This window comes from Desulfobaculum senezii (assembly GCF_054657395.1).
Genome location: NZ_BAAHYU010000004.1, coordinates 209,127 through 224,533, shown reverse-complemented (window position 1 = coordinate 224,533; position 15,407 = coordinate 209,127). Strand labels below are relative to the sequence as shown.

General features: G+C 61.9%; 15 protein-coding genes. 11 read left to right on the top strand and 4 right to left on the bottom strand.

The window, feature by feature from the left end; genetic code table 11:
* Window positions 1-57: 57 nt before the first annotated feature.
* From ACYQ2T_RS15925 to ACYQ2T_RS15905, 5 genes are all read left to right on the top strand, one after another.
* Window positions 58-369 (top strand): hypothetical protein, encoded by a 312-nt coding sequence (locus ACYQ2T_RS15925; RefSeq protein ID WP_404845491.1) that lies wholly within the window; start codon window positions 58-60, stop codon window positions 367-369.
* 273 nt (window positions 370-642) lie between these two features.
* Complete coding sequence (locus tag ACYQ2T_RS15920) at window positions 643-1,020, top strand: STAS domain-containing protein (protein ID WP_459901881.1); 378 nt, start codon at window positions 643-645, stop codon at window positions 1,018-1,020.
* A complete protein-coding gene (locus ACYQ2T_RS15915; protein WP_459901880.1) occupies window positions 1,010-3,115 on the top strand; it encodes a chemotaxis protein CheA in 2,106 nt (701 codons plus the stop codon). The genes ACYQ2T_RS15920 and ACYQ2T_RS15915 overlap by 11 nt, the downstream gene beginning before the upstream one ends.
* A gap of 126 nt (window positions 3,116-3,241) precedes the next feature.
* Window positions 3,242-4,060, top strand: a complete 819-nt coding sequence (locus tag ACYQ2T_RS15910; RefSeq protein ID WP_459901983.1) for a CheR family methyltransferase — start codon at window positions 3,242-3,244, stop codon at window positions 4,058-4,060.
* 30 nt (window positions 4,061-4,090) lie between these two features.
* Window positions 4,091-5,164, top strand: a complete 1,074-nt coding sequence (locus ACYQ2T_RS15905; RefSeq protein ID WP_459901879.1) for a protein-glutamate methylesterase/protein-glutamine glutaminase — start codon at window positions 4,091-4,093, stop codon at window positions 5,162-5,164.
* A 52-nt stretch (window positions 5,165-5,216) separates the two neighbouring features.
* Here ACYQ2T_RS15905 and ACYQ2T_RS15900 read toward each other — a convergent pair whose 3' ends face one another.
* Window positions 5,217-5,564: a DUF190 domain-containing protein gene (locus ACYQ2T_RS15900; protein WP_459901878.1), complete on the bottom strand. Its 348-nt coding sequence runs from the start codon at window positions 5,562-5,564 to the stop codon at window positions 5,217-5,219.
* Window positions 5,565-5,595: 31 nt separating this feature from the next.
* Complete coding sequence (locus ACYQ2T_RS15895) at window positions 5,596-5,973, bottom strand: fluoride efflux transporter FluC (protein ID WP_459901877.1); 378 nt, start codon at window positions 5,971-5,973, stop codon at window positions 5,596-5,598.
* A 92-nt stretch (window positions 5,974-6,065) separates the two neighbouring features.
* Between ACYQ2T_RS15895 and ACYQ2T_RS15890 the strand changes: the two genes are divergently transcribed.
* From ACYQ2T_RS15890 to aat, 4 genes are all read left to right on the top strand, one after another.
* On the top strand, window positions 6,066-6,650 hold the full coding sequence (locus ACYQ2T_RS15890) for a class IV adenylate cyclase (protein WP_459901876.1): 585 nt from the start codon (window positions 6,066-6,068) through the stop codon (window positions 6,648-6,650).
* 206 nt (window positions 6,651-6,856) lie between these two features.
* A complete protein-coding gene (locus ACYQ2T_RS15885; protein ID WP_404845498.1) occupies window positions 6,857-7,144 on the top strand; it encodes an ATP-dependent Clp protease adaptor ClpS in 288 nt (95 codons plus the stop codon).
* Window positions 7,145-9,451, top strand: a complete 2,307-nt coding sequence (gene clpA / locus ACYQ2T_RS15880; protein WP_459901875.1) for an ATP-dependent Clp protease ATP-binding subunit ClpA — start codon at window positions 7,145-7,147, stop codon at window positions 9,449-9,451.
* Between the two features lie 77 nt (window positions 9,452-9,528).
* Complete coding sequence (gene aat / locus ACYQ2T_RS15875; RefSeq protein WP_459901874.1) at window positions 9,529-10,239, top strand: leucyl/phenylalanyl-tRNA--protein transferase; 711 nt, start codon at window positions 9,529-9,531, stop codon at window positions 10,237-10,239.
* Window positions 10,240-10,321: 82 nt separating this feature from the next.
* Here aat and ACYQ2T_RS15870 read toward each other — a convergent pair whose 3' ends face one another.
* Complete coding sequence (locus ACYQ2T_RS15870) at window positions 10,322-11,137, bottom strand: pentapeptide repeat-containing protein (RefSeq protein ID WP_459901873.1); 816 nt, start codon at window positions 11,135-11,137, stop codon at window positions 10,322-10,324.
* A 312-nt stretch (window positions 11,138-11,449) separates the two neighbouring features.
* Window positions 11,450-11,932, bottom strand: coding sequence for a hypothetical protein (locus ACYQ2T_RS15865; protein ID WP_459901872.1), 483 nt, complete (start codon window positions 11,930-11,932; stop codon window positions 11,450-11,452).
* 71 nt (window positions 11,933-12,003) lie between these two features.
* Between ACYQ2T_RS15865 and uvrB the strand changes: the two genes are divergently transcribed.
* The gene (gene uvrB / locus ACYQ2T_RS15860; RefSeq protein WP_459901871.1) at window positions 12,004-14,148 is read left to right on the top strand and encodes an excinuclease ABC subunit UvrB; all 2,145 of its coding nucleotides are present in this window, start codon (window positions 12,004-12,006) and stop codon (window positions 14,146-14,148) included.
* Between the two features lie 3 nt (window positions 14,149-14,151).
* Entirely contained in the window at window positions 14,152-15,234 is a 1,083-nt protein-coding gene (locus ACYQ2T_RS15855; RefSeq protein ID WP_459901870.1) for a potassium channel family protein, read from the top strand.
* The last annotated feature ends 173 nt before the right edge of the window (window positions 15,235-15,407 follow it).

The following is a 15,407-nucleotide window of genomic DNA, read 5'->3' as shown; positions in this document are numbered from 1 at the left end:
TGCCGTTGCGGGGGGCGGCAGTTTCCTGTACTGCCTTGGCCCGAGGAGACTGACGACATGATTGAAAAATCCAACGTACTGAGGACCCTTCTGGAGCGCCTGAGCAAGCTGGAGATTGGTCACGCCGTTGACATCCGCACCTACAAGCGCGACCGCTCCGCCATTTTTGTCCGGCTGGAGGATGACCTCTATCGCGTGCTGGAGGACGGCTTTGAACAGCATGACGTGGAGGTGCCCTACAAGGGCCTGCGTAAGGAAATTAAGCGCATTCTGCGCGTGGAATTCCCCCGCAGCAACAAGGTGCGCATGTACGCGCTGGGCCGCTTCAAGGAGGCCCACCACACCGATCTTGGCCGCAAACGCATCTAGCGGGCGGCGTCAATCGGGAGCTCCGGCGTTGTCCCGCCACGTCCATGTCCTTATGCTGTTTTGAGGCGTGGAGGGTGTGATCTCGGCTTTGCTGGGCTGGTGCCGTGTTTTGTATCCGCCTGTATCGTTTTTGTCGTGCATACCAAGGCCGCTCCGTCCGGGGCGGTCTTCTTTTTCCCTCTGTATTTCAACATACCGTCTTGATTGATTCCCGTTTTCGTCCTAGTGATGGTGGAATAGGGTTTTCTCTATTGTTTCCTTGAAGGGGGTCGTATGGCGGAAGTGTCCATCCAGACAACGCAGGGCCGTCCCATCCTTACCATGACAGGGGAATGGACCTTTGATGTCCTTGCAGAGCACCGGGAGGCGGTCTGCGGCGCACTTGATGGCGCGCAGCAGTTGACGGTGGACCTGTCCGGCGTAACGCGTGTGGATGCGGCGTTCTTTCAGTTTTTGCACGCCCTTGGGCGCGAGGCCGAGGGGCGCGGGGCCGTGGTGGAGCTTGCCCCCGAGGTTCCGGAGGCGGTTCGCAATCTCGCACGTGTGTGCGGCTTTGCCGGGCCGGATGGGCTGGACTTTGGCGGCGCACGTGGCGGACTGACTTTGCCGCGCATCGGGGGCGCCGAAGCGGGAGGCACCCATGGCGGTTGATGAAGCAACCCGGCAGATGCTGCGCGATGAGGTGCACGAAAACCTCGCCGAGTTGGAGGCGGCCATCCTTGAAATGGAGGCGGGCTGTCCGGACGGGGATTGTGTGGACCGCATCTTCCGCGCCCTGCACACGGTGAAGGGCGTGGGCGCTATGTTTGGGCATGAGGGCATTGCGGGCTTTGCCCACAGTGTGGAGAGCATTTACTCCCAGGTGCGCGAGGGCGTGGTGCCCGTGACCCCGCGCCTTATGAATCTCACCCTTGCCGCGCGGGACCACCTGCTGGCTCTGTTTGACGAGCCGGATGACGCCCTGCCCGAAGACGGCGAAGACATTGTGCGGGATATGGAGGAGTGCGCCGGTGTGCCCGCCGCTGTTGTTGATGGGGCGGCTTCTGCCGCGTTGCCGGATATTCCTGTGGATGTTCTGGACGTGCCCGCTGGGGCGGGGGCGATGGCGTCCTACCGCATCCGTTTTGCGCCCCTTGCCTCGGTGTTTGCCTCGCTGGACCTTGCCGGGCTGTTTGGGGAGTTGGAGGAGCTTGGCGAGTATGAGGCCGTCGCCCATATGGGTGATGTGCCGCCGCTGTCTGAACTGGACCCCGAGGTCTGCCACGTGCGGTGGGATATCTTTCTCACCACGGACCGGGGCGAGGACGCCATCCACGATGTGTTCATCTTTGTGGAGGGCGACGGCGTGGTGGACGTGGAGGTGCTGGAGCGCGAGAACGACGACGGGGACGACGACACGCCGCCGCGCCTCGGGGATATCCTAGTGCGGCGCGGTGAGCTTGCCCCGCATGACTTGGAGATGGCCCTTGGGGAGCACCAGCGCCTTGGCGAATTGCTGACGCAGTCGGGCCGGGTGGCCCCGGAGGATGTGCGCTCCGCCCTTGCGGAGCAGAGCGCCGTGCGCAAGGTGAAGTCGCGCCGCCGCAAGGTGCAGGCGGAGTCCAGCATCCGCGTTCCGGCGGACAAACTGGACGATTTGGTCTCCCTTGTTGGCGAATTGGCCATTGTGCAGGCGCAGATAGCGCAGGCCGCCACCGACGGGAGCCGCCACCACTTGGCGCGCTTGTCCGAGGAATTGGAGCGCCTGTCCTCGCGCCTGCGCGAGCGCACGATGTCCGTACGGATGCTGCCCATTGGGCAGATGTTCTCGCGCTTTCGGCGCCTTGTGCATGATGTGGCGGCTGAGCAGGGCAAAAAGGTGGAGCTGGAAACCTTTGGCGCGGAGACGGAGGTGGACAAGACGGTGTTCGAGCGCATCGCGGACCCGCTGGTGCACCTTATCCGCAACTGTGTGGGGCATGGCATCGAATCCCCGGAGGAGCGCGAGGCCGCCGGAAAGCCGCCGGTGGGCACCATCCGCCTTGGCGCGGCGCACACGGGCGGCGAGGTGAGCATTACCGTGGAGGACGACGGCCGGGGCATGGCTCCGGAGAAGATTTTGGAACGCGCCCGCAGGCTGGGCGTTGTTGGTCCCGAGGCCGAAGTGAAGGCGTCCGAAGTGCTCCAGCTGATTTTCGAGGCCGGATTCTCCACCACGGAGGAGGTGACCAGCCTCTCCGGGCGCGGCGTGGGCATGGATGTGGTGCGCCGGGGCATCGACTCCTTGCGTGGGCGGGTGGATGTGGAGAGCACCCCCGGTCAGGGGACGAGCTTTGCCCTGCGCATTCCGCTGACCCTCGCCATTATTGAGGGCCTTCAGGTGCGGGTGAGCGGCGAGTTTTACGTCATTCCCCTTGCCGCCGTGCAGGAGTGCCTGGAGTTTCACCCCGAGGAAGCCAATGTGCTGGACATCCGCGGCGAGATTATTCCGTGGGTACGCCTGCGCGAGCTGTTTGGCCTCAATGGTGACAAGCCTGACGTGGAGCAGATTGTGGTGGCGGGCAGTGAAAACCGCCGCATCGGGCTGGTGGTGGACCGCGTGGTGGGCGAGCACCAGACCGTCATCCGCAGCCTTGGCAAGGTGTACCGCAACGTCCGCGCCTTTTCCGGCGCAACCGTGCGCGCGGACGGGAGCATGGCCCTGATTCTTGATGTGCAGGGCATCGTGCAGACCATGCGCGAGATTGACGCCGGACTTGTGCTTTAATCGCCACAATGTGCTAGAATGGGATGTCCCCGTGGAGCCTGTTGAGACTGCGTATGAGGCCGGATGGAGGTGCAGGTGGGCAGTGATTCGAGCGGAGGAAGCACGTACGTGAATGTTCCGAAGACCATGTCGGAAAAGGATTTTCTGCGCTTTGCGGAGTTCATCCACGAAACGTGCGGCATCAAGCTGCAACGGTCCAAAAAGACCATGCTGGAGGCGCGTCTGCAAAAGCGTTTGCGCGCCCTTGGGCACGACAGCTATTCCACCTATGCGTCCTTTATCTTCAGCCAGCGCGGCATGGAGATGGAGCTGCCGCATCTTATTGACGCCGTCACTACCAACACTACGGATTTTTTCCGCGAGGCCCGCCATTTTGACTATCTGCTGCAATCCGCGCTGCCGTATTGGTATGCGGAGCACGGCAACGCCCGCCGTTTTGCCGTGTGGAGCGCGGGGTGCTCCATCGGCGCGGAGCCGTACACCGTCGCCATGGTGATGGCGGAGTTCACCGTCCATCGCCCCAGCTTCCGGTACTCCATTTTGGCGACGGATATTTCCGGGCAGGCGCTGGCCGCCGCCGTCCGCGGCATCTACACCGAGGACCAAGCCCGCGGCGTGCCCAAGGGGATGCGCTCCAAATACCTTATGCGCAGCAAGGACCGCACGCGGCGGCTCGTACGCATTGTTCCGGAACTCAGGCGGTCCGTGACCTTCCAGCGCCTCAACTTTATGGAGGACTTCCGGCTGGATGAGCAAAAGGACGTGGTGTTCTGCCGCAACGTCATTATCTATTTTGACCGCCCAACGCAGGAGATGATTCTTGGTCGCCTGTGCCGCCAACTGCGTGTGGGCGGGCATCTGTTTATTGGGCACTCCGAGAGTATAACGGGCATGGACCTGCCTGTGCGGCAGGTGGAGCCGACCATCTATATCAAGACCGACTAGCGCCGGACTGCGGCGGAGAGGAGAGGGGATATGGGCAAGATTCGCGTCATGGTCGTCGATGATTCCGCCGTGGTCCGCAATACAATGACGGACATATTGATGTCCGATCCCGGCATAGACGTCATCGCTACGGCGGCGGACCCCTTTGCCGCCGCCAAAAAGATGCAGGAAGTCGCGCCGGACGTCATCACGCTGGATATTGAAATGCCGCGCATGGACGGGCTGACCTTTCTGCGCAAAATCATGAGCCAGCACCCCATACCGGTGGTGATTTGCTCCTCGCTGGCAACGCAGGGGTCGGACACTGTGCTGAAGTGTTTGGAGTATGGCGCGGTGGAAATCATCCAGAAGCCGCGTGTCGGCACGCGGCAGTTCCTTGAGGAATCGCGCATCCGCATCACAGACGCCGTACGCGCCGCCGCCCGTGCAAAGCTCAAGAAGGTGTCGGCGGAGCCGGTGGCCGTTCAGCCCAAGCTCTCCGCGGATGCGGTCATCCCCGCCGCGCCGCGCCGCAAGAGTAGCGCCATGCCCGCCACCACGGACAAAATCATCGCCGTTGGCGCGTCCACGGGCGGCACCGAAGCGCTGAAGGTCTTTTTGGAGGCACTGCCGCCGGATACGCCGGGTGTGGTCATTGTCCAGCACATGCCGGAAAAGTTCACCGCGGCCTTTGCCCAGCGCCTGAACGGCCTGTGCCGCATCACCGTGCGCGAGGCGCAAAATAACGATACTGTCCTGCGCGGGCAGGCGCTGATTGCTCCGGGCAACCGCCACATGCTGCTCAAGCGCAGTGGCGCGCGGTATTATGTGGAACTGCGCGACGGCCCGTTGGTGTCGCGCCACCGCCCGTCCGTGGACGTGCTGTTCCGCTCGGCGGCGCGCTATGGCGGGGCCAATGTCGTTGGCGTTATCATGACGGGCATGGGCGACGACGGCGCCAAGGGGATGAAGGAAATGAAGGAATCCGGCGCGTTTAACATTGCGCAGGACGAGGCCAGCTGTGTGGTCTTTGGCATGCCGCAGGAGGCCATCAAGGTCGGGGCTGTGGACTCTGTCATCAGCCTGACCAAGCTGGCGCAGGAGGCCTACCGCCGCGCCAAGTAACTGCGGGCTGTGACAGGCATGCACGCGAAAGCGGGGGCCATGGCCCCCGCGTTTATTTTTTGGCGCCGTTGTTGTGGCGGTAGACGAGGACGTCCACCTCTTCGCGCACCACGAGGCCTTCATGTACCAAGCCGTCCAGCGTGGGCAGGAAGGTTTCAATGCGCTCGGCTTTGTCCACGATGATGGTGACGATGGGCAGGTCCTCGGACAGGCGCAGAATTTTGGAGGTATGCACGCGGCTGTTGGCACCAAAGCCCATTATGGCGCGCAGGGTGGTAGCCCCGGCCAGCCCTTGCTTGCGGGCTTCCTCAACGATGACTTCATGAAGCGGGCGTCCGCCATGCTTGTCGCTTTCGCCTGTGTAGATGCTGAGCCGTACTGCGGTGTCTGGCAGATGCATAGAGCGTATCCTTGCGTGATGGGTGTGGGGGCTAGGGGACAAGGCGCGCCAGCGCCAAGCCTGTGAACATGAGCGCAAGGCCCACGGCGTTTTGCCCCGCAATGTTGAGGGCGGCGCTCAGCCACTGGCCGTCGCGCAGGAGGGTGGCGCTCTCGAACATAAAGGTGGAGAAGGTGGTAAACGCGCCCATAAAGCCCGTCAGCACCGCCACCCGCGCCGTGGGGCCAAGTACGCCGCGCTGGTCCAGTATGCCCCAAATCAGGCCGAAAAGCAGGCTGCCTATCATGTTCACCACAAAGGTGCCCGCGGGAAAGCTGCCCCCCGCTACACGGTGGACCAGCCCGCCAAGGCCGTAGCGCGACAGCGCGCCGCATCCGCCCGCAACGGCCAGCCATATGAATTTTTCCAAGTGAATCTCCTTGGTTGGCGTCCTTGTTGTTTGCGCCCGGAAAGGCTACTCATGCAGAAAAACGGACGGGATGCGTCCGACACGGGGAGTGTATGCCACTGGAAATTGAAATCAAGTATCTTGATGTGGACCTTGATGCCCTGCGCCAGCGCCTTGCGTCTGCCGGGGCGCATCGCCACGCCAGACGCTTTGAGGAAAACATGGTCCTTGACGACCCCTCGCGGAGCCTGCGGGGGCGGGACGTCCTCCTTCGCCTGCGCCGCGACGGGGACAGCCTCGTCACCCTCAAAACCCCCGCGCCGGGCGAGGACGGCCTCAAGGTTCGCCACGAGCATGAAACCACCGTCGGCGACGTGGACACCGCGTTGACCGTGTTTCAGGCTCTTGGGTACGATGTGGCCTTTTGCTACGAAAAGCTGCGCGAAACGTGGGACTGCGAGGGGTGCCACGTGTGTCTGGACCTGCTCCCGTTTGGCTCCTTTGTGGAGCTGGAGGGGGACCCGGATGCCATCCGCCGCGCCGAGGCGGCCCTTGGCCTTGATGCATACACGTCCTCGGATGAAAATTACCATCAGCTGAACATGCGCTACCGCGCCGCGGCGGGCCTGCCGCAAAGCGATGGGTTCGTCTTTTCAGCGGAAGAGCGCGCCCGGCTTCGCCACATGGCCGATGCCTAGGCCGATGGACAGAAACAAATCTGGTCTTATTGTATGGAATGAGCGGGGCCGCCTCTTTACGGGGCAGAGCAATTTGCGTAAGTTTTAGATAATGGGCAGAGCCTATTTCCCCGCATGACGCGCCCTCTCGGGGATTAACGCGTCAGATGGGCTTCCCGGAGATGTCAAGGGAGATAACGGTGGCCGATTCGTTTTCGCAGCCTGGAATGAGTCCAGACCAGATGGTCGAAGACGATGTGCGCGAGCCGCGCAAGTTCAAAGTGCTGCTTCACAATGACGACTACACCACCATGGATTTTGTGGTGTATGTTCTGGTCAGGGTGTTCCGAAAGACAGAGGCTCAGGCGACCGAAATCATGCTGAATATCCACAACCACGGCATGGGCGTGTGCGGCGTGTATACCGCGGAAGTGGCAGAGACAAAGGTTGTCCGCGTGCGGCATATGGCGCAGGAAGCGGGCTTTCCGTTAAAATGCACCATGGAAGAGGTCTAGATGCTCAGCAAACGACTTGAGAACGTCCTCAGTGCGGCCGTGAAGGAAGTTAAACGTCGTAGCCATGAGTACTTGACCCTCGAGCACCTGCTTTATGCGGTTCTGCTTGAGGAAACGGGGAGAGATATTCTTGTCAATTGCGGTGTGAATGTCATTCGTTTGAAGCACCAGCTGGAGCGGTTCTTCATCGACCACATGGAAATCCTGCCCGAGGACCACGAGGGCGAGGTGGTACAGACCCTTGGGGTGCAGCGCGTGTTGCAGCGGGCCATTCTTCACATCCAGAATGCTGGAAAGGAGAAGGTGGACGTTGGCGACGTGCTGGCCGCCCTGTTTGAGGAGGACGACTCCTACGCGGTGTACTTCCTGCGCTCGCACGGTGTGACGCGGCTGGATATTCTGGAGTACATTTCTCACGGTCTTGGCAGTGCCAACCCGTGGGGCGGGGCGCCGCCGGACGACCAGCCGTCGCCAGGCAAGCCCTACAGTGCTCCGCCCGATGACATGCGCAAGGAAAATGGCAGCATGCTGGAACAGTTTACGGTGGACCTCGTGGAAAAGGCGCGCGCCGGGGACATTGACCCCCTTATCGGCCGCGACGGCGAGATTGAACGCACCGTGCAGATTCTGGCGCGCCGCCGCAAGAACAACCCGCTGTTTGTGGGTGACCCCGGCGTCGGCAAAACCGCCCTTGCTGAGGGCCTTGCCCTGCGCATTGTGGATGGCGAGGTGCCCGAGGCGTTTGCGGACGTGCGCATCTTTGCCCTCGACATGGGGGCCATGCTTGCCGGAACCAAGTACCGCGGCGACTTTGAAGCCCGCATGAAAGGCGTGCTGGCGGAACTCGACCAGATCCCCGGCGCGATCCTCTTTGCGGACGAAATCCACACCATCGTGGGCGCGGGAGCCACCAGCGGCGGCACCATGGATGCCTCCAACATCCTCAAGCCCGTGCTGGCCTCGGGCAAGCTGCGCTGTATTGGCTCCACCACCTACGAGGAATTCAAAAACCATTTCGAAAAGGACCGCGCCCTGTCGCGCCGGTTCCAGAAAATTGACGTGGGCGAACCCACCGTGGACGAAACCGTGGACATCCTCAAGGGCCTGAAGCCCCACTATGAGGAGCACCACAACGTCCACTATACGCAGGGCGCGCTGCGCGCGGCGGCGGAGCTTTCCAGCCGCCACATCAACGACCGCTTCCTGCCGGACAAGGCCATTGACGTCATTGACGAAGCAGGGGCGCGGTACCGCCTGCGCAAACGCCTGCGCAAGGGCAACCCCATCCGGCCCAATGACATTGAAGAGGTCATCGCCCGTATGGCGCGCATTCCGGCGGAGCGCATCTCCACCAGCGACCGCGCGCGTTTGCAGCACCTTGAGGAGGAACTGAGGGGCCGCGTGTTTGGGCAGGACCCCGCCATTGAACTGCTGTCCAGCGCCATCAAGCGCTCCCGTGCGGGCATGTCCCAGCCCGGAAAGCCCACGGGCAGCTTCCTGTTCGTTGGTCCCACCGGCGTTGGCAAAACCGAACTGGCGCGCCAGCTGTCCCAGTGCCTGAACGTGAACTTCCTGCGCTTTGATATGTCGGAGTACATGGAAAAGCACGCCGTGGCGCGGCTTATTGGTGCGCCTCCCGGCTATGTGGGCTTTGATCAGGGCGGCCTGCTCACGGACGCCATCCGCAAGCATCCCTACACGGTGCTGCTCATGGACGAAATCGAAAAGGCCCACCCCGATGTGTTCAACATTCTGTTGCAGGTGATGGACTACGCCACGCTCACCGACAACACCGGACGCAAGGCGGACTTCTCCCACGTTGTTCTGCTGATGACCTCCAACGTCGGCGCGTGGGAGGCCGCAGGTTCGCCCATCGGCTTTGGCGATGCGCAGGGCGTGGACCGCTCCGACAAGTGCATGCAGGCCGTGGAAAAGGTGTTCTCGCCCGAGTTCCGCAACAGGCTGGACGGCGTGGTGCCGTTCCACTCCCTGACCACGGACATCATGGAACGCATTGTGGACAAGTTCGTTGGCGAGCTGAATGACAGGCTGGCCGAACGCCGCGTGAAGGTGACCCTCACGGACGCCGCACGGGCATGGCTGGCCAAGAATGGCTATGACGACACCTACGGCGCGCGCCCCATGGGCCGCCTCATCAAGAACGAGATTGAAGACAAGCTGGCGGATGCCGTGCTCTTTGGCGAATTGGCAAGCGGCGGCGAGGCCGTTGTTGACGCCCCGGCCAAGGGCAAGAAGGGCAAAAAGAAGGCCGAGAAGCAGGGCAATCTGGTTTTCAGTTTCCGTTAGCTTTTGCCGCTGTTTGGATGAATGTGGCGCGGGCGGGGACGTCCGCGCCTTTTTCTGTCCGAGATAAGGATATGCCAATGGATTATCTGCGCACGGCGCATGTATGGTTTCCGGACCCCGAGCATGCGGGACCGGATGGGCTGCTCGCCTTTGGGGGCGACTTGTCGCCGCAGCGGCTTGCCGCCGCGTATTCGCGGGGCATCTTCCCGTGGTATGGACCCGGGGAGCCTATTTTGTGGTGGTGCCCGGACCCGCGGCTGGTTCTGGAGCCGCCGGCGCTGCATATTCCCCGCTCCCTGCGGCGCGTCATTAATGCCGGGCGGTTTACCATCACCATCAACGCCGCCTTTGGCGATGTGATTCGCGCCTGCGGGGCCGTGTGCCGCAAGGGTGAGGACGGAACATGGATCGTGCCCGAGATGGTGGACGCCTACGAGCGTCTGCACGCCCTTGGGCTGGCGCACTCTGTGGAAGCATGGTGCGAGGGTGAGCTTGTGGGCGGGCTGTACGGCGTTGCCATTGGCCGCGCGTTTTTTGGCGAGTCCATGTTTTATGTGATGCCGGATGCGTCCAAGGTCGCCTTCGTCCACTTGGTGCGCCTGCTGGAGCGCTGGGACTACGCCATTGTTGATTGCCAGCAGACCACCAACCACCTGCTGCGCTTTGGCGCGGGCGAGATTTCACGCCGGGCGTTTTTGGAGCGCCTTCGCGCCCTGCGCGAGGAAGACCCCGCACCGGGTGCGTGGACCATACCGGAAGGGTTCAATCCGCTGTCGCCGCAGGGGTAGCGCTGCGGCGGCCCGGAAAGAAAAAAGGCACCAGCCACAACGTGTGGAAGGTGCCTTTTTTCATATGCGTGCGTGCAAAAATTTAGGAGGAGTGCCGCCCGATGCGCCGTTCGCGCATGAGGTCCGGGGGCACGTCGAACAGGGCGGGGTGCGTGGTGCCGAGGCTGGTTTCTTCTTCCCGCCGCAGGGCCGCGCCACACAGGGAGCCTGCCATGGCAAGGGCCTTGATGGTCAGCCCGCGCGCAAAGGCCAGTTTGGCCCCGCGCAGGGTGGTGCCGGAAAAGTCCGCACCTGTGAGGTCTGCGTCCGTGAAGTCCGTCTTGTCGCAGTCTGCGTTGGCAAACAGCGCTCCCGCGAGCTTGGCCCGGGTAAAGCGCGATCCGTCAAGGTCGGCCTGCGCAAAGTTGACAAGGGACAGGTCCGCGCCGGTCAGGTCCGCGTCGTCAAGGGCCGCTCCGGCGAGGCGCGCGCCGCGCAGGTCCTCCCCGGCAAGGCGGGCATGGGCCATGTAGGCTTCCTCTAAGTTGGCGCGGACAAAGATTGCTCCAGTCAGGATGGCGCCGTCAAGGTTGACGCCCACCAGCCGCGCGTCCGTAAAGTTGGCGTCGCGCAGGTCCGTACGGGCCATGTGCGCGTCCTCAAAGTCTGCCAGCTGGGCGTTTGCGCCAGACAGGTCCGCGCCCTTCAAGTCCGCGGCGATGAAGTTCGCCCCGGTGAGGTCCGCGCCGGACAGATTGGCCCCGCAAAGGCACACGCCGGAAAAGTCCGCACCGGCAAGGTCAAGACCAGCCAGACGGGCACCGGGGAAATCTATCCTGACGTGAGGAGTGGAATTTCGCCATGCATTCCAATGGGAAACACCTTTGTAGAGCAGTGTAAGTGCGTTCTGTGCGTTCATCGCTTTTGTGTCTTCGTTTAGTGGTGCAGAAACGAGAATGCACAGTACCTATTGTTTCGCTTTTGTGCCAGTAGAAAATGCTGTTTTATATGCTCTTCTATTTCGCAGTGTTGCATGATTTCTGATGCAGACGGTCCGGAAAAAGCGTGTGGGCGCTCACCCTTGGGGCAGGGCGCGTGGGGGCTGGTTCGGCGTTCTTTTTTTTCGCGTGCGCGGCGCTGAAAAGCGGCCGCGGTGGCGGCAAAACGGCGCAAAAAAGCGGCCCATATCCCTCGGGATGCGGGCCGCTGGAGAGGGCGGTTGTGAGCGTGGTTAGTCCTGCTCTTTGACCACGGGGCTGTGCTGGGCAAGGTCGTACAGGCCGTGGAAGGCGAAGGGCAGGTCGTAGTTGGGAATGCGGTCAAAGCGGATAAAGCCGATGGTTTCGCCCTCCGGAAAGGCGGAGAGCGGACACAGCCCGAGGGGGATGGGGAATTCCATCGGCTGGGCGGAGATTTCCGTCAGCCTGTCGGCGTAGCGCTTTTCAAGGTAGGCCAGAATCTGGTCGCGCTCGTTGGCGGTGAAGGCTTCCAGCAGCAGCTGGCGGCTGCCCTCGGCGTCGGTGTGCTGTGCGTCGAGGGGCTCCCCAAGCAGGTGTTCCCACGGGTAGCCCTGCGCTTCGGCCATGTCGTAGCCTGTGCGGAACAGGTGCACCTGCACATCGCGGCGGCCCTTGAAGCTTTTGATGGTCATGCTCAGGACGTAGGCGCGGTCCACGGGCAGGGGGGTATGGGACGTATGGCTGTGTATCTGCATGGCGTGCTCCTTTGCGTAGCGAAAGTGACGAATCGTCCGAAAGGGCAGTGGGTTGAACCACCACCCCGGGCATGGGTTCTACGCCATATCCCGGTGTTTGTGAAGGCTGTCACAAATCCCGGCGTTTTGGTGGGAAAGGGCGGGGGCGCTTTACCATCGGGCTTCTCCCGCGTATACAGGCGCGTATGCCATCACGCGAAAATGTCTCCTACGATAATCCGTTCAAGGTCGTGAGTCCTTATGAGCCAAAGGGCGACCAGCCACAGGCCATTGCGGACATCTCGCAGAACATTCTGCAAAACGTGCAGGATCAGGTGCTGCTGGGCGTCACCGGTTCGGGCAAAACCTACACCATGGCCAAGGTCGTGGAAGAGGTTCAGCGTCCGGCCCTTGTCCTTGCGCCCAATAAAACCCTTGCGGCCCAGCTGTATAACGAGTTCCGCCAGTTGTTCCCGAATAACGCGGTGGAATACTTCGTCAGCTATTACGACTACTATCAGCCGGAAGCCTATCTGCCGCACTCCGATACGTATATTGAAAAGGACTCGTCCATCAATGACGAGATAGACAAGCTCCGCCACGCGGCTACCCACGCCCTGCTCACCCGGCGCGACGTGCTCATTGTGGCATCCGTGAGCTGCATCTACGGCCTTGGTTCGCCGGAATACTACTCGCGCATGGTCATCCCCCTTGAAGTGGGGCAGGCCACCACGCGCGACAAGGTTGTGGAGCGCTTAGTGGAGGTGCACTACGAGCGCAACGACTACGACTTCCACCGCGGCACCTTCCGCATCCGGGGCGACGTGCTGGAGATTCTGCCCGCCTACTCCAACCAGCAGGCCCTGCGCGTGGAGTTCTTTGGCGACGAAATCGACTCCATCACCGAGACGGACCCGGTCACGGGCAAGGTGGTCTCCACCATCCACAAGACCGTTATCTTCCCCGCCAGCCACTATGTGTCCGACAGGCCGAACCTGCAACGCGCCATGGGCGACATCCGCGACGAGCTTGGCGAACGCCTGCGCGAGTTTGAGGACGGCAACAAGCTGGTGGAGCGCCAGCGCCTTGAGCAGCGCACACAGTTGGACCTTGAGATGATTGAGGAGCTTGGCTACTGCAACGGCATCGAGAACTATTCCCGCCATTTGGACGGGCGTGGTCCGGGCGACCCGCCGGCAACCTTGCTGGACTACTTCCCAGACGATTTCGTGATGTTCCTTGACGAATCTCACGTCACGGTGCCGCAGATTGGCGCCATGTACAACGGCGACCGCTCGCGCAAGAGCACGCTGGTGGACTTTGGCTTCCGTCTGCCGTCCGCGCTGGATAACCGCCCCCTTGCCTTTGATGAGTTTTTGGAGCGCAAGGGGCAGGCGGTGTACGTTTCCGCCACGCCCGGTCCGTGGGAGATGGAGCGCGCGCAGGGGCTTGTGGTGGAGCAGATTATCCGTCCCACCGGCCTTGTGGACCCGCAAATCGAGGTGCGTCCCGTGGACGGACAGGTGGACGACCTGTTGGCCGAATGCCGCCTGCGCCGCGACAGGGACGAGCGCGTGCTGGTGACCACCCTCACCAAGCGCATGGCCGAGGACCTGACGGAATACATCCGCAACATGGGCGTGGACACGCGCTATCTGCATTCGGACATCGATACGCTGGAGCGTGTGGCTATTTTGCAGGCGCTGCGCAAGGGCGAATTTGATGTGCTGGTGGGCATTAACCTGCTGCGTGAGGGGCTGGACATCCCCGAGGTGTCCCTTGTTGCCATCCTCGACGGCGACAAGGAGGGCTTCTTGCGCTCCACGCGTTCGCTCATCCAGACCGTTGGCCGCGCAGCGCGTAATGTGGACGGCAGGGTCATTGTCTACGCGGACACCATCACCCGCTCCATGAAGGAGACCATGGACGAGACGGAACGCCGCCGCGCCAAGCAGATTGCCTACAATGAAGAGCACGGTATCGTGCCCCAGACCATCCGGAAAAAAATGGATAATGTACTGGATTCATTGTACGGTGACAAAACATCGGACAAGAAGAAACGCGCTGGCGCAGGGGCACTGGATGACCTTGCGGCAGACGCCAAAGGCATCGCCAAGCAGATTAAGGCGCTGGAGCGCGACATGCGCGCCGCAGCCAAGGATCTTGAATTTGAGCGCGCCGCGGAACTGCGGGACAGAATCTCCGTCCTGCGCGGCGTTCTCCAGACCCTCGACTAACCTATGCGCAAACGCAAATTCCAGTCGCTGAAGCGGCGCAAGCTTATTCAGGCTTTGGGCGGTCAGGTGCGGCTTTCCAAGCTCCGCCGCCGCTATGGGAGCCTGTTCCCGCTCATCATGGGGCTGGTGACGCTGCTTATTGTGTTCTTTGGCGGCATCTACGCCTACATGGAAATCGAGGGCTGGAGCTACCTCGACAGTTTCTATATGGTGCTCATCGCGCTCTCCACCGTGGGGTTTGAGGAAGTTCATCCCCTGTCCGAGAGCGGCATGATTCTCACCAGCGTGCTCATCCTTCTGGGTGTGGGCAACTTCGCCTTCCTTGTCGGTTCGTTCACCCAGATTCTTGTGGAAGGCCGGCTCCAAACCGTTTGGGGGAGACTGAGAGTGCAAAAGACCATCGACAAGCTGTCCAACCATATCATCGTCTGCGGGTACGGCCGCATCGGCAGCATTGCCGTCAACGAGATACAGCGCGAGGGCATCCCCGTCGTGGCCGTTGAGAAAGACCCCGAGCTGATGGCCAAGATGGAGGAGGACGAAATCCTCTTCATCGCCGGCGACGCGACGGACGATGAGGTGTTGACCAAGGCGGGCATAGACCGCGCCAAGGCTCTTATCACCGCCGTCTCGCAGGAGGCCGCCAACGTGTATGTTTCCCTCACTGCGCGGCAGATGAGCCCGGACCTGTACATCGTGGCCCGCGCTGACCATGAAAAGCACATCCCCCGTCTGGAGCGCGCGGGCGCGGATAGGGTGATGCTGCCGCATATGCTGGGCGGGCTTCGTATGGCGCAGTCCGTGCTCCAGCCCACGGTGACCAGCTTCCTTGAGCTGACGCTGTCGAGGAGTGAAATGCAGCTCAATATGGAAGAGCTGGAGATCAGCGGGCGGAGCGACTTTAAGGGGAAGACCCTTGTTGAGTCCAAGCTCCGCCAGCGGTTCAACCTCATCGTTATCAGCATCAAAAAGGCCTGCGGCGACTTGATATTCAATCCGGAAGCCGACACCGTGCTGGAAGAGGGCGATATTCTCGTCATCGTTGGCGGCAAGGAGAACTTGCGCGACCTGTGGGAAATTATCTAGGCGGCGGGGCAACGCCTCGCTGCGGCCCCGGCGGAACGCGCCATCCTTGGGGCGTTGGCCGTGTGGCGGCTGTGCCGTGTACGCCGCGCCAGTGGCTGCGCAGGAGAGTGAAGACAGAAGGGCCGTTTCGCCAAGGCGGGGCGGCTTTGTTTTGTGAAGCGAAAGGGAAAACG

Coding starts and splice junctions, on each gene's coding strand:
- ACYQ2T_RS15925 (WP_404845491.1), top strand. CDS start 58: ATGATTGAAAAATCCAACGTACTGAGGACCCTTCTGGAGCGCCTGAGC.
- ACYQ2T_RS15920 (WP_459901881.1), top strand. CDS start 643: ATGGCGGAAGTGTCCATCCAGACAACGCAGGGCCGTCCCATCCTTACC.
- ACYQ2T_RS15915 (WP_459901880.1), top strand. CDS start 1,010: ATGGCGGTTGATGAAGCAACCCGGCAGATGCTGCGCGATGAGGTGCAC.
- ACYQ2T_RS15910 (WP_459901983.1), top strand. CDS start 3,242: ATGTCGGAAAAGGATTTTCTGCGCTTTGCGGAGTTCATCCACGAAACG.
- ACYQ2T_RS15905 (WP_459901879.1), top strand. CDS start 4,091: ATGGGCAAGATTCGCGTCATGGTCGTCGATGATTCCGCCGTGGTCCGC.
- ACYQ2T_RS15900 (WP_459901878.1), bottom strand. CDS start 5,564: ATGCATCTGCCAGACACCGCAGTACGGCTCAGCATCTACACAGGCGAA.
- ACYQ2T_RS15890 (WP_459901876.1), top strand. CDS start 6,066: ATGCCACTGGAAATTGAAATCAAGTATCTTGATGTGGACCTTGATGCC.
- ACYQ2T_RS15885 (WP_404845498.1), top strand. CDS start 6,857: ATGAGTCCAGACCAGATGGTCGAAGACGATGTGCGCGAGCCGCGCAAG.
- clpA (WP_459901875.1), top strand. CDS start 7,145: ATGCTCAGCAAACGACTTGAGAACGTCCTCAGTGCGGCCGTGAAGGAA.
- aat (WP_459901874.1), top strand. CDS start 9,529: ATGGATTATCTGCGCACGGCGCATGTATGGTTTCCGGACCCCGAGCAT.
- ACYQ2T_RS15870 (WP_459901873.1), bottom strand. CDS start 11,137: ATGAACGCACAGAACGCACTTACACTGCTCTACAAAGGTGTTTCCCAT.
- ACYQ2T_RS15865 (WP_459901872.1), bottom strand. CDS start 11,932: ATGCAGATACACAGCCATACGTCCCATACCCCCCTGCCCGTGGACCGC.
- uvrB (WP_459901871.1), top strand. CDS start 12,004: ATGGGTTCTACGCCATATCCCGGTGTTTGTGAAGGCTGTCACAAATCC.
- ACYQ2T_RS15855 (WP_459901870.1), top strand. CDS start 14,152: ATGCGCAAACGCAAATTCCAGTCGCTGAAGCGGCGCAAGCTTATTCAG.